The following is a 13,072-nucleotide window of genomic DNA, read 5'->3' as shown; positions in this document are numbered from 1 at the left end:
CCCTCAGCCCGCCAACAGGCGGCAGTGGGAGGGCGGCGTGGCTTTCAGCCCGAGAAAGCTCCCGGGCAGGTACCAGTACGCAGCATGCACCAGTGCCGAACCGGCGCCGCGTGCCTTTGCCTTCCGCAAGGCAAGCCAGGCCCCGGCGGCCAGGCCGATACCGATGAAGATATGCTGCGAGAGAATGCCCCAGGCGAAGGGAATGAGAATCCCTGCAAACTCGTCGATGGTCCAGAAGCCGATAAGCTCCGGGTCGTCGAGCCGCCGTGGAACAAGGTACCTGTCGGCCATGCCGCCCTCCTGTCGTGACCGGATCCGCTGATCAGATGACCGCGGTCACGACCGAGGTGACGATCGGCACGCCGGTGCCTACACCGATCCCGACGCCGACCGGGACTGCGACCTGGCCGAGCGAAAAGCGCCCTGAGGCGAGACCGATCAGACCGCCCGCGAGGCTGAGCACGGTGATGATCTTGCCGCCGGAGCCTTCGAGGAAGTCGGTGAACTTGGTGAGCGCGGGATCGAAGGTGGTATCTGCGCCGGCAAAGGCGGCACCGGCGCAGGCGAGTGCCACGCAGGCCGGGAGGACGTAATCGCGGCCCCGAACGCGGTTGGGCGTGCGTCCTTGGGCAGGAAGGGCGGTCTTGGTGGTCATGGATGGAAACTCCGAGAGGATTGAACATCAGCCAGCGATGCGTTCGCTGTATGTTCTTTCCTCTCCCCGGAGCCGGGCTGTAGGAAATCGGGAACTGGATTTTTGGGGGTGGCGACCAAGCAAAAAGCGACATCGGAAGGTGCGATGGACGGGATTCGCGCAAGCCGATTGCGGAGCAGCGCCGACTGTGCCGGCGTCTGAGCGAAGCGAGCCGCGATGAGCGCGAACACGACCGAAATGCGCGCGAATCGTCGAAGGAAGCTGATTCGGCCCTTCCTCTATGTTCTCTTAATGTTCTTTTTGTTTTCCTACAGGCTTCCTTCGCGGTTAGCGGTGAGTCGATCACTTCTAGAGATAAGGATTCGTCGATGACCAACATGGCGCTCTTTGCCGAACAACAGGTTCGCGCCGACCTCGCCCGGCTGCTTTTGGCAGCCGTCGAAGCCAGCGGTCGTGCACGCTGCGACATCGCGCGCGACGCGCAGATCCATAAGGATGCGCTGCGCCGCGTCCTTGCCGGCGAACGCTCGGCTAGCCTCGGCGAAGCCTTGCGAATTCTCGCCGCGTGCGGCGTCGCTCCTCATGCGCACCTGCTGCTGTTCCTCGTCAGCAGCGGCGATCACGCGATTGCGTGGCTGCAATCGGACCTCGCGCAATTCTTCGAGGACTTTTCCGGCGAACTGCCTTCAGCGCTCGAACGTGTTTTGGGCAACCAGGTTCATGACGTGAAGCCGCGTTGGGCCAAAGGCACCGCGCACCGGGTTGCGCGCCTGCTCTCCGACCACATCGACGAGCTCGAGCGCAAGGATGCGCTGCTTGGCGATGTCTTCGCGGGTGGCGAAGGAGGCCGTCGTGGGTGAAGAGATCGACAAGGGAGCGACCGAATCCCGTCGGGTCACTCGTCTCATTCGCTTGCCCGAGGTTCAGCACCGTGTCGGGCTTGGCCGTTCGACGATCTATCGCTGGATGAGCGAGGGCAAGTTTCCAAAGCCGGTGCCACTGGGTGGATACTCGGTGGCATGGGCAGAAGATGAAGTGGAGGCCTGGATAGCGACGCGGCTTAAATGAAGGCTATTACACCACTCACGCACGATCTTGATTTGAATTTTGGCCGACTGGGCTTGAGGTGCCAGGCAGGATCTTCGCCAATTGACGAGGCTTAGAAAAGCCTGTCGAAGCCGATCTCATGTGTTCGCTTTGATTGAAGCACAGGATTCTGTCGGGACCACCATGACGCTCGCACATGCCATGATTTCTGCGACTTATCCCGCAATCGCTCGAAATCGGAAATTGCGGGATAAATTGCGCCAGGCGTGATCGCACCACAGTCGCATGAATATTTTTCAGCCCGATGCTGGCTTCATACCGGACAAGGAGCGGATTGGTTGTTCGCGCTTCACGTGCGCATGACGCAGATTACCTTCTTTTGCGCGTTGCACAGGGCGCAGTGGCCGATCTGTCGTTGGAAGCCAGCAATTCCTGCAAGCTCGCGCGTCTTGTGATTGGCGTGCTGCCGAACCGACAAATTGAGACGTTCCGTGATACAGTCGTCGCAAACCGCCTCAGGCTTAAGACGTTCAACGAACGCTTTGACCTGCTCCAAAACAGTCCTGGTCATCGTCTCTCTTCTTCGGACAATGTTCTTGTGACGATAGCCGCATCGTCGGCCGGGGTTATCACTGGCTCATTCCGATCCTTGCGCTCGGAGTAGCGATCAACGAGTTGTTCTGCGTGTGGCCGTAACAGCACCGTGAAGCGGACCAGTTCTTCCATCACATCGACGATGCGGTCGTAGAGCGAAGATGGCTTCATACGGCCGGCCTCGTCGAACTCCTCGTATGCCTTGGGCACGCTGGATTGGTTAGGGATGGTAAACATCCGCATCCAGCGGCCTAGGAGTCGCAGCGTGTTGACCGAGTTGAAGGACTGCGAGCCGGCCGAGACCTGCATGACTGCCAGCGTCCGCCCCTGAGTAGGGCGCATGCCTCCGATGCTGAGCGGCAGGTGATCGATCTGGGTCTTCATGATGCCCGTGATCTGACCGTGGCGCTCTGGACTGCACCACACCATGCCTTCGGACCAGAAAGCGTGCTCGCGCAGCTCGTAAACGGCAGGATGGTCGTCACCGTTAATTTGATCGGGCAGCGGCAGGTTGGAGGGATCGAAGATGCGCGTCTCGGCGCCGAACAGCTGGAGCAATCGAGCAGCTTCCTCGACCGCGAGGCGCGAATACGAGCGCTCCCGCAGGGAGCCGTAGAGCAACAAGATGCGCGGCGGTGGCTGGTCGTCACCGAGACCTTCGGCGGGCCGGGCATGGACGAAGGCCGGATCGAGCGCCGGGAAGGTGTCGGGATCGGGCAAGGGACGCAGGCGGGACAAGGAAATTCTCCGAATTCGGGTCGTCAGCCGCGCGGGCCGAACAGGATGATGGCAGCGCCGGCGAGCACGACTGCGCCGCCGATGAAGTCCCACCGGTCGGGCGTGGTGCCTTCGACGATCCACAGCCACAGCAGCGACGCGGCAACATAGACCCCGCCATAGGCTGCGAAGGCGCGACCTGCGGCGTCGGTCGGAACGAGAGTTAGCAGCCATGCGAACAGGGCCAGCGACACCATGCCGGGCAGCAGCCACAAGGGGCTCTTCTCCAGCCGCCACCAGGCCCAGAATGCGAAGCAACCGGCGATTTCGAACAGCGCCGCAAGCGGATAGACGAGGAACAGTTTCATGCGAGACTCAATCGGAGGGCGAGCGCTGCCAGGGTCACCAGCAGGATCGGCGTCGTCAGCGTGATGCCGACGCGGAAGTAATAGCCCCAGCCGATCTTCACGCCCTTCTGTCCCAGCACATGCAGCCAGAGCAGGGTCGCGAGCGATCCGATCGGGGTGATCTTCGGCCCAAGGTCGCAGCCGATGACGTTGGCGTAGATCATGGCATCGCGAACCGGGCCAGTGGCACTGGTGGCATCGATCGATAGCGCGCCGACGAGGACGGTCGGCATGTTGTTCATGCCCGAGGAAAGCACGGCGGATAGAAGCCCCGTTCCGAAGGCCGCGCCCCATATGCCGCCCTCGGCAGAGCGCTCCAAAAGGCCGGCGATCGCGGTAGCAAGCCCCGCGTTGCTCATGCCGTAGACGACCAGATACATGCCGAGCGAGAAGATCACGACCTGCCAGGGCGCTTCGCGGATGACCTGGCCCGTGGGAATGACGTGGCCGCGCGCAGCTATAGCGATGAGCGCCAGCGCACCGACGGCAGCGACGGCGCTGATCGGCACGCCGAGCGGATCGAGCACGAAGAACCCGATCAGCAGCAGGGCAAGCACAACGAAGCCGGCGCAGAAGGTCGCGCGGTCATGGATCGCTTCTGCGGGAGCGCGCAGCTGGGTGACGTCGTAGCTGGTCGGAATGTCCTTGCGGAAGAACAGCAGCAGCGCTGCCAGCGTGGCGGTAATAGCCGCCATATCGACCGGCACCATGACCAGCGCATACTCGCCGAACCCGATATCGAAGAAATCGGCCGACACGATGTTGACGAGATTGGACACGACCAGCGGCAGGCTCGACGTGTCGGCGATGAAACCCGCCGCCATGACGAAAGCCAGCGTCGCCTTGGCGTTGTATCCCAGCGCCCGGAGCATCGCGATCACGATCGGGGTCAGGATCAGCGCCGCACCATCATTGGCGAAGATCGCGGCAACGCCCGCACCCAGCAATACCACGAGCACGAATAGCCAGCGACCGTCGCCGCGCCCCCACCGCGCCACATGCAGCGCAGCCCATTCGAAGAATCCCGCCCGGTCGAGGATCAAGCTGATCAGGATCACCGCAACAAAGGCGCCGGTGGCGTTCCAGATAATGTCCCACACAACCGGAATGTCGGCGAGCGAGATGACGCCGGTGGCAAGAGCCAGAAGCGCTCCGCCGATCGCGCTCCACCCGATGCCGAGTCCTCGCGGCTGCCAGATCACCATCGTGATGGTGACCACGAAGATCGCGATCGCCAGCAGCATCAGGCGATACGCTCGCCCGCCGCGTCCACGACCTGTTCGCCGTCCTCCTTGGTGAAGGCACCCTGTTGGGGGTTTGGCAGAATGTCGAGCACCGCCTCGGACGGACGGCAAAGGCCGACGCCGAGCGGCGACACGACGAGTGGTCGGTTGATGAGGATCGGGTGTTCCATCATCGCGTCCACCAGCGCTGTATCGCTCAGGCTCTCATCGCCCAGTCCCAGCTCGGCATAAGGCGTACCCTTTTCGCGCAGCAGCTCCCTGGGACGAAGTCCGGCGCGCTCGATCAGGCTTTCGAGCATGGCGCGCGATGGCGGCGTCTTCAGATACTCGATGACATGCGGCTCGATCCCGGCATTGCGGATCATCGCCAGCGTATTGCGCGAAGTGCCGCACTCGGGATTGTGATAGATGACGATGTCGGTGGTCATTCAGGATTCCTTGGCCTTGGCGCTCGCGCCTTCATGGCGGCCGATGGCGGCCAGCTTGCTGCGCATTGCCATATCGTCGATGCTCTGGAGCGGCAGCATAAGGAAGAGTTCGATCCGGCGTTTGAGATAGCTGAGCGCATCGACGAAAGCCTGCCGCTGGCCATCGCCCTCGACCGCGGCGGGATCCTCGACGCCCCAATGCGCGGTGAGCGGCTTGCCTGGCCATACCGGACAGCTCTCGCCCGCGGCGTTGTCGCAGACGGTGAAGATGAAATCGAACTCGGGCGCGCCGGGCTTGGTGAATTCGTTCCAGTTCTTCGAGTGCAGGCCCTCGGTCGGATAACCGAAGCTATCGAGCTCTTCGAGCGACATCGGGTGTACGTCGCCCTTGGGCTGGCTACCCGCGCTGTAGGCACGGAAGCGACCTCCGCCCATTTTGTTCGTCAACGCTTCGCCCAGGATCGAGCGGGCGGAGTTGCCCGTGCAGAGGAAGAGGACATTGTAAATTTTGTCGGACATGGAAGCCTCGCGCAGTTTCGGGAAGGTGAGCTCTGATCTGCAGTCAGGGCTTGCAGGCGCTAAGTTCGAACAGGTTGGCGCAGACCAGCGGATCGCCTTGGCAACAATCTTCCATCAGGAAAGCAAGCAGCTTGCGCATACCGCCAAAGTCTGCGCGGTAGTGAATGAGGCGGCTCTCACGTTCCGACTGAACCAGACCCGCCCGCTCAAGGGTCGCAAGGTGATGCGACATGGTCGAGGGAGGTACGCCCGCCCTTTCGGCAATCGCGCCGGCAATGCAACCCTCGGGTCCCGCCTTTACCAACATCCGGAAAACGGACAGGCGTGTTTCGTGGGCAAGTGCGCCGAGTGCATCGACAGACCAGTCCTGAGCGCTCGTTTCTACCATGACTTGTCGATCCTTCTAGATTGATCGAAATATGATGTGGCACGCAACGCGTCAATCGATATTTCGATTGTTGTCGAACCAAGATTTTCCTGATCTGCGTCAGAGCGCCTCTGCGCTTGCCGGTATATGCAACCAGTTTGCTTGACGGATCGATGACCGCAGCGTTCGCTCGGGCAGAGCCCATCCGCTTACGTGAGTGACAGTCCGCGTGGGACGGGGACTATCTAACCGTTGATGAGCGGATGAGTGCAGCCCGGTCGTACGTGTCGCGTTTTATGCAGCGTCTAATGCAAGCCGATTACGACATGGGCCGGGTTACCCGGATTATGTCAGACACCAAAATCGATTTCTGCATACTCGACCGCGCTCGCGCTGCCGCAAGGTTCACCGGGCTCAGCGCGATAGTCATGCGGAAGAATTTGGTTGCAGGACAATGGAAATCGCCGGGGACTTGGCAGCATGGCCCGAAATCACAGGTATTCCGGACCGCCTCCTCTGGCAGGTCGAATGCGGTATTCAACGTTGTCAGATTGATGAGCGTAGCCGCAATCTTGCCCTTCATCTCGCTCACTGGCTCTGCTTGCTTGCGGGGAATCTGGCCTGTCCGGAGCGCAAAAAACGCTCAGCTATGGATCGTAGCGAAGAAGTCGCAACGCATTGAAGACGACGAGAAGCGTCGATCCTTCATGCATCACGACAGCGGGCCCGATCCCGAGGCCGAATATGGTGGCAGGGACCAGCAGAGCGACTACGCCCAGGCTGACATAGACGTTCTGGCGGATGATGCTGCGCGATTTGCGAGACAGGCCGACGGCAAAGGGCAGATGGCGCAAATCATCCGCCATCAAGGCGACGTCCGCCGTTTCAAGCGCGACGTCGGATCCGGCGGCGCCCATGGCAATGCCGACTGTGGCGCGCGCCATGGCGGGCGCATCATTCACTCCGTCGCCGACCATGGCGACCTTCGCTTCCTGGCTGAGCGCCTCGATAGTCGCGACCTTGTCTTCGGGCATCAGGTCGCCGCGCGCCTCGTCCAGCCCCACCTCGGCAGCGATCGCCTCGGCTACCTTGGCGTGATCGCCCGAGATCATGAGCATCCGTTCAATGCCAAGCCTGCGAAGTTCGGCTAGCGTCTCCTGCGCGCCGTCGCGCGGCGTATCCATCATCCCGATTACGCCGAGATCGCGCCCGCCGTAGCGCACGGCCATGGTCGTGCGCCCCTTATCGCGCAGCTTCTCGATGGCGTCGGCTGACGGTGTGCCGAGCGGTTTGAGCCCATCCGCACCGAACATCTCCGCTTTGCCGATCCATGCCGTCTCACCTTCGAGCATGGCTTTCACACCGCGTCCGGTGAGGCTTTCCAGGCCCTCGGCTTTCCGATCCGCTGGTGCGTCCAGACGCGCCTTGCCATCCCTAACGACCGCTTGCGCCAGTGGATGGTCGCTCAGCGCCTCGACCGCCACGGCGACTTGCAGCAGCTCACGTTCATCAATGCCCGGGGCCGGGATCACATCGGTTATCCGCGGCTCACCTTCGGTGAGCGTGCCGGTCTTGTCGAAGGCGATGGCCTTCAGCGTGCCGAGGTCTTCCAGCGCTGCGCCGCCTTTCACCAGCACGCCGCCACGTGCCGCGCGGGCTACACCGGACAGCACGGCACTGGGCGTGGCGATTGCCAGGGCACAGGGACTGGCCGCGACCAGCACGGCCATGGCACGATAGAAACTCTCGCTGAAAGGCTCGTCGATCACCAGCGGCGCACAGAGCAACAGCGCGACCAGCAGTAGCACGAGAGGGACAAATACGCGTTCAAACTTGTCGGTCATCCGCTGGGTGGGCGAGCGTTCGGTTTCCGCTGCAGCCACCAGCGCGGCAACCTTGCTGAGCGTGCTTTCGTTCGATTTACGCGTCACCTCGATTTCCAGCGCGCCGCTGCCATTGATGGTCCCGGCAAAGGCGCGCGAGACGGCATCGACGGCGCCGGCAGCCGTGCGCGCTGCGGCACGATCCTCAACCGGACGTTTGTCGACCGGAATGCTCTCGCCGGTCACGGGTGCCTGATTGATGGCAGACTGACCCTTGATGATGAAACCATCGGCAGGCAGGCGCTCGTTGGGACGGACCAGCACGACGTCGCCGACGACAAGTTCCTCGACTGCGACATCGACCGGCGATCCGTCGCGCAGCACGGTCGCGCGTTCGGGTGCAAGTTCGGCCAGCGCGTCGATCGCGCGCTTCGCGCGGCCCATGGCGAAACTTTCTAGCGCATGACCCAGGCTGAACAGGAACAGCAGCAGTGCACCTTCCGCGAACTCGCCCAGGATCGCCGCGCCCGCCGCCGCGACGAGCATGAGCGAGTCAATCTTGAACTGGCGCGCCAGCGCATTCTCGACTGCTTCGCGCAGCGTGAACAGTCCGCCGAAAAAGTAGGCGGCACCATACCCTGCGAGAGGCAACCAGTCCGGCGCGGCGGGCACCAGCTTTTCCACCGCGAACCCCACGGCCAGCGTGATGCCGGAAAGGAGTGCGAAGGCCAGCTCTACGGGCAGGCCGAAAAGCTTGGCAGCCCCATGCGCGTGATCGTGATTGTCAGCCATAAATTCAGATCTCCCCAGTGGGATATTCGCGGCGCTCATCGCGGGTCAGGTTGAGCCGGAGCATCGCTCGCCATTTTTCTCGCCATCCGACATCTTGACCGTTCTCCCGCAGCACCAGCCTGGCAATGGCGGGAAGGACGAAGAGCGTAAGCGCGGTCGCGGTGATCAATCCGCCGATCACGACCGTAGCCAACGGACGCTGCACTTCGGCGCCGGTTCCAGTCGCGATGGCCATGGGCACGAAGCCGAGCGAAGCCACCAGCGCAGTCATCAGCACTGGCCGCAGTCTTGCCAGCGCACCGTCACAGATCGCGTCATCGAGCGACATTCCCTTGTCGAGGCGCTGTCGGATTGCCGTCATCATCACGAGGCCATTCAGCACCGCGACACCCGAAAGAGCGATGAAGCCCACCGCGGCGGACACCGAGAACGGCATCCCCCGCAAGGCAAGCGCGAACACTCCGCCTGCCAGCGCCATCGGTATCGCGCTGAACACCGCGAGTGCCGGAACCCACCCGCCCAGCGCCATGAACAGCAGCAGCAAGACCAGCGCGAAGCAGACCGGAACGACGAGCCCGAGCCTCGCCTGCGCGGCCTGGAGGTTCTGGTATTGTCCGCCCCATTCGATGAAGGAGGCAGCCGGCAGATTGACGTTCTCGGAGACGCCCGCCCGGGCCTCCTCGACAAACGAGCCGAGATCGCGCTCGCGCACGTTCGCCGACACGATCACCAGCCGGCGACCCTGCTCGCGCCGGACCTCGGCGAGGCCGTCGACTACCTGGAAATCCGCCAGCGTGCGAAGGGGAACGGTGACCCCGTTTTCGAGCACTATGGGAAGAGCGCCGAGCTGATCGAAATCGTCCCGGGTCGCATCGGCGAGCCGCACGACGACATCGAACCGGCGGTCACCCTCAAACACCAGTCCCGCAGGGCGGCCGCCCAGCGCGATGGCCACAGACTGCGCGACCTCCTCCACGGTCAGACCATAGCGGGCAATCGTCGGTCGATCGAAGGCGATGTCGAGCGTGGGGAAGCCGGTGACCTGCTGGACCTTGACGTCGGCAGCACCCTCGACGCCGCGAAGCACCCCGGCCACTTCTCCGGCTGACCGGGTCAGCGCCGTGAGGTCGTCTCCGTAGAGCTTGACCGCCACGTCGCCGCGAACACCCGCGATCAGCTCGTTGAAGCGCAGTTCGATGGGTTGGCTGAACTCGTAGAGGTTGCCGACCAGACCGCTGAGCGATTCCTCCATCTCGGCGACAAGTTCGTCCTTCGACAGGTCGGGATCGGGCCACTCCTCGCGCGGCTTCAGGATGACGTAGGCATCGGACGCGTTCGGCGGCATCGGATCGCTCGCGACCTCGGCCGTGCCGGTGCGCGAGAAAACCAGTTCTACTTGTGGGAAGGCCTCGAGCTTGTCCTCCACCTGTCTCTGCATGGCGAGCGAGCGTTCGAGCGAGGTCGACGGTATCCGCAGCGACTGAACCGCGATGTCCCGCTCGTCGAGCTGGGGCGTGAACTCGCTGCCGAGAAAGGTAAACATCAAAGCTGCTACGGCAAACAGCCCGGCACCCGCTCCGATCACCGGCCATGGGCGTGCGATGGCACGGCGCAGGGCCGGGCCATAGCGTTCCTTCGCGATCCGGACCGGCTTGACCTCCTTCTCGGTCAGCTTGCGATTGAGGAGCACCGCGATCATCGCCGGGACAAAGGTCAGCGACAGCACGAAGGCGGAGGCGAGCGCCAGCATGACCGTGATGGCCATGGGCGAGAACGTCTTGCCCTCGACACCAGTGAAGGTGAGAAGCGGCGCATAGACCAAGAGGATGATCGCCTGGCCGTAGACGGTCGGCCTGATCATCTCCTGTGCCGCCAGCCGCGTCTCGGTCAGCCGCTCGCCGAGGCTGAGCAGTCTGCCTTCGTGGTGCTGCCTCGCAGCGAGCCGCGCGACGCTGTTCTCGACGATGATGACCGCGCCATCGACGATGAGGCCGAAGTCAAGTGCCCCGAGGCTCATCAGATTGCCCGACACTCCAAGCCTGTCCATTCCCACGGCGGCCATCAGCATGGATACCGGAATGACCAATGCGGCGATGATCGCTGCCCGGATATTGCCGAGCATCAGGAACAGGACTGCGATAACCAGGAGCGCGCCCTCGACGAGGTTCTTTTCAACGGTTGCAATAGTCGCATCGACGAGCGACGAGCGGTTGTAGACGATTTCGGCGACCACTCCGGCAGGGAGCGAGGCGCGAACTTCTTCCAGTCGTTCGGCCGAGGCGGCGGCCACGGTGCGGCTGTTCTCGCCGCTGCGCATGAGGACCGTACCCACAACCGCCTCCTCGCCATTGAGCGAGGCAGCACCGGTTCTGAGGTCGCCGCCGATGCGAACCGAGGCGACATCTCCGATCCGGATCGGAACGCCCTCGCGGGTCGCGACGACCGCCTGTTCGATATCTTGCGTGCCTCCAAGCCGCGCATCGACGCGGACGAGCAGAGCCTCTCCGGCGCGATCGACGAAATTGGCGCCCTCAGCAAGGTTCGCCGCTTCCAGAGCATCGATCAGGGTGTCGAACGACAGGCCGTAGCCGGTCAGCCGGGCGGGATCGGGCTGGACCAGGAACTGCTTCTCGTAGCCACCGATCGAGTCCACGCCTGCGACGCCATCGATTGAGCGCATGAGCGGTGCAACGACCCAGTCCTGCACCGTGCGAAGATAGGCTGCCTTGGCGACTTCGGTGTCGAGGCGCTCGCCGCGTTCGGTGATGAAGCTCCCGTCCGGCTGCCAGCCGGTTCGACCACCCTTGGGCGCATCGCGACCTCCCGGGTACTCGTATTCGATCGTATACATGAGCACTTCGCCCAGGCCCGTCGAGATCGGTCCCATCGTGGGCTCCGCTCCTTCCGGCAGCGAGGCACCGATCGGGGCGAGCCGTTCGTTCACCTGTTGGCGCGCGAAGTAGATATCGGTGCCTTCTTCGAAGATCGCCGTGACCTGGCTGAAGCCGTTGCGCGAGATCGAGCGGGTCATCTCGAGCCCCTCGATCCCGGCAAGCCCGGTCTCGATGGGGAATGTCACCTGCGTCTCCACCTGCGACGGGGAGAGCGCGGGCGCGCTGGTGTTGATCTGCACCTGCGTGTTGGTGATGTCCGGCACCGCATCGATCGGCAGGCGCAAAAGGTTCATGGCGCCGTAGATCGCGGCGAAGACGGTGAGGACGATGACCGCCCAGCGGAACCGCACGGCGATGTCGAGGATAGCCCCGATCAAACCGTGGCGATGGCTGGCCGAACCGGTGTGGTTTCCCACCTCGGGCGTGGGCCGTGTCTCAGTGACCATGTTCGGCGCCCTCCTTCCCGAGTTCGGCCTTGAGCAGGAAGGCGTTGGCGACAGCGATCCGCCATCCCTCCTGGAGGCCGGAGAGAATTGTCACCATGCCCGCAGACCGAGTTCCGACTTGGACCTCGCGGGCCTGGAACCCGGTCTTCGTCCGGACAAAAACGACATCGCGCCCCTCGACCACCTGGATAGCGTCCTCCGGCACCGCGATGCGGTCGCGGTCGATCTCACCCGAAGGTCTGATCCGCGCCTGGAGAAACGCGCCCGGCTGAAGGCCAGGAATACCGCGCGACAACGACAGGACCGCAGTGGCACTGCGGCTTTCCGGATCGAGAGAAGGCGTGACCGAACGCACCCGGGCGCCAATTTCGCGGCCATCGCCGACGACCAGCACGGCCTCGTCACCAGGCTGGATGCGGGAGGCTTCAGCGGAAGGGAGCGCCACCTCGATCTGAAGCCCGTTCGGATCGACCACGCTGTAAAGCTCCTCGCCGGCGTTCACGAAGGCTCCGAGCACAATGGGTGCCGCGGTGATTCTGCCGGCCAGAGGAGAGGTGACTGCCAGCGATCGCCCATCACCGCTGACACCGGCTGCTGCTACTGCCGCCTGCGCCCGTTGCAGTTCCGAACGCGCTACGCTGAGATTGGCCTGCGCGGCTTCCAGGTCCTGGCGGGCGGTGACGTTTGCTTCGAACAACCGCCGTTCGCGTTCGTAGGCGGCCGACAGCTCGCCCACCCGCGCACGCGCGGCACTGAGCTGCGAGGCGAGAGCCGCAGCGTCCGCGCTTTCGATGCGGGCGACGGTTTCCCCGCGCGACACATAGTCGCCGAGCGTCTTGCCCACCGAGCGAACGACGCCAGAAGCACGGGCGTCGATCCGCGCGGAAGCGGTGGGGCTTGCAGCGACGGTCGCCGGGAAGACGAGCTCGACAGCGGCGCCAGACCGCACGGCGGTCAGCTGTATCGCGGCCTCGCTGATCTGCTCCTCGCTCAGTGTGACCACCCCCTCGGGTGTCTCCGCCTCCGCTTCCTCCTCCGTATGGTCGTCGTCTTTGGCGGTCGGCCAGAAGATCAGCGTCAGCGCGCCGATCGCGATTACGATACCGACGAGGATCGCCAGATTTCTGCGTATCATGGAT

The 13,072-nt window shown here is 63.4% G+C and carries 14 protein-coding genes; 2 read left to right on the top strand and 12 right to left on the bottom strand.

What is annotated here, in order from left to right:
• Positions 1-3 precede the first annotated feature (3 nt).
• Positions 4-291, bottom strand: a complete 288-nt coding sequence (gene traL / locus LY632_RS00735) for a type IV conjugative transfer system protein TraL (protein ID WP_006834208.1) — start codon at positions 289-291, stop codon at positions 4-6.
• Positions 292-322: 31 nt separating this feature from the next.
• Positions 323-655 carry a hypothetical protein gene (locus tag LY632_RS00730; protein WP_234091914.1) on the bottom strand — a complete coding sequence of 111 codons (333 nt, stop codon included), beginning with the start codon at positions 653-655 and terminating at the stop codon, positions 323-325.
• Between the two features lie 368 nt (positions 656-1,023).
• On the opposite strand from LY632_RS00730, the gene LY632_RS00725 reads away from it, so the two are divergent.
• Both LY632_RS00725 and LY632_RS00720 read left to right on the top strand, forming a co-directional pair.
• Positions 1,024-1,515, top strand: a complete 492-nt coding sequence (locus LY632_RS00725) for a hypothetical protein (protein ID WP_234091913.1) — start codon at positions 1,024-1,026, stop codon at positions 1,513-1,515.
• The gene (locus LY632_RS00720) at positions 1,508-1,723 is read left to right on the top strand and encodes an AlpA family transcriptional regulator (protein ID WP_234091912.1); all 216 of its coding nucleotides are present in this window, start codon (positions 1,508-1,510) and stop codon (positions 1,721-1,723) included. Before LY632_RS00725 ends, LY632_RS00720 begins: the two co-directional genes overlap by 8 nt.
• A 328-nt stretch (positions 1,724-2,051) precedes the next feature.
• Here LY632_RS00720 and LY632_RS00715 read toward each other — a convergent pair whose 3' ends face one another.
• From LY632_RS00715 to LY632_RS00670, 10 genes are all read right to left on the bottom strand, one after another.
• Positions 2,052-2,273, bottom strand: a complete 222-nt coding sequence (locus LY632_RS00715; protein WP_234091911.1) for a hypothetical protein — start codon at positions 2,271-2,273, stop codon at positions 2,052-2,054.
• A complete protein-coding gene (arsH, locus tag LY632_RS00710; RefSeq protein WP_234091910.1) occupies positions 2,270-3,034 on the bottom strand; it encodes an arsenical resistance protein ArsH in 765 nt (254 codons plus the stop codon). Before arsH ends, LY632_RS00715 begins: the two co-directional genes overlap by 4 nt.
• A 23-nt stretch (positions 3,035-3,057) precedes the next feature.
• Positions 3,058-3,381 (bottom strand): YnfA family protein, encoded by a 324-nt coding sequence (locus tag LY632_RS00705; RefSeq protein WP_234091909.1) that lies wholly within the window; start codon positions 3,379-3,381, stop codon positions 3,058-3,060.
• Positions 3,378-4,664 carry an arsenic transporter gene (locus LY632_RS00700; protein WP_234091908.1) on the bottom strand — a complete coding sequence of 429 codons (1,287 nt, stop codon included), beginning with the start codon at positions 4,662-4,664 and terminating at the stop codon, positions 3,378-3,380. Before LY632_RS00700 ends, LY632_RS00705 begins: the two co-directional genes overlap by 4 nt.
• A complete protein-coding gene (gene arsC, locus LY632_RS00695) occupies positions 4,664-5,092 on the bottom strand; it encodes an arsenate reductase (glutaredoxin) (protein ID WP_234091907.1) in 429 nt (142 codons plus the stop codon). Before arsC ends, LY632_RS00700 begins: the two co-directional genes overlap by 1 nt.
• Entirely contained in the window at positions 5,093-5,611 is a 519-nt protein-coding gene (locus LY632_RS00690) for an arsenate reductase ArsC (RefSeq protein WP_234091906.1), read from the bottom strand.
• Positions 5,612-5,654: 43 nt separating this feature from the next.
• Positions 5,655-5,999: a helix-turn-helix transcriptional regulator gene (locus tag LY632_RS00685; protein ID WP_234091905.1), complete on the bottom strand. Its 345-nt coding sequence runs from the start codon at positions 5,997-5,999 to the stop codon at positions 5,655-5,657.
• Between the two features lie 626 nt (positions 6,000-6,625).
• Positions 6,626-8,593: a heavy metal translocating P-type ATPase gene (locus LY632_RS00680; protein WP_234091904.1), complete on the bottom strand. Its 1,968-nt coding sequence runs from the start codon at positions 8,591-8,593 to the stop codon at positions 6,626-6,628.
• A gap of 4 nt (positions 8,594-8,597) precedes the next feature.
• Positions 8,598-11,864, bottom strand: a complete 3,267-nt coding sequence (locus LY632_RS00675) for an efflux RND transporter permease subunit (protein WP_234093273.1) — start codon at positions 11,862-11,864, stop codon at positions 8,598-8,600.
• 58 nt (positions 11,865-11,922) lie between these two features.
• Positions 11,923-13,068, bottom strand: a complete 1,146-nt coding sequence (locus LY632_RS00670) for an efflux RND transporter periplasmic adaptor subunit (protein WP_144097416.1) — start codon at positions 13,066-13,068, stop codon at positions 11,923-11,925.
• Positions 13,069-13,072: the final 4 nt, after the last annotated feature.

This window comes from Erythrobacter sp. SDW2 (assembly GCF_021431965.1).
Taxonomy (GTDB): domain Bacteria; phylum Pseudomonadota; class Alphaproteobacteria; order Sphingomonadales; family Sphingomonadaceae; genus Parerythrobacter.
The sequence above is the reverse complement of the archived record's forward strand: the minus strand, read 5'-3'. Positions and strand labels throughout refer to the sequence as shown.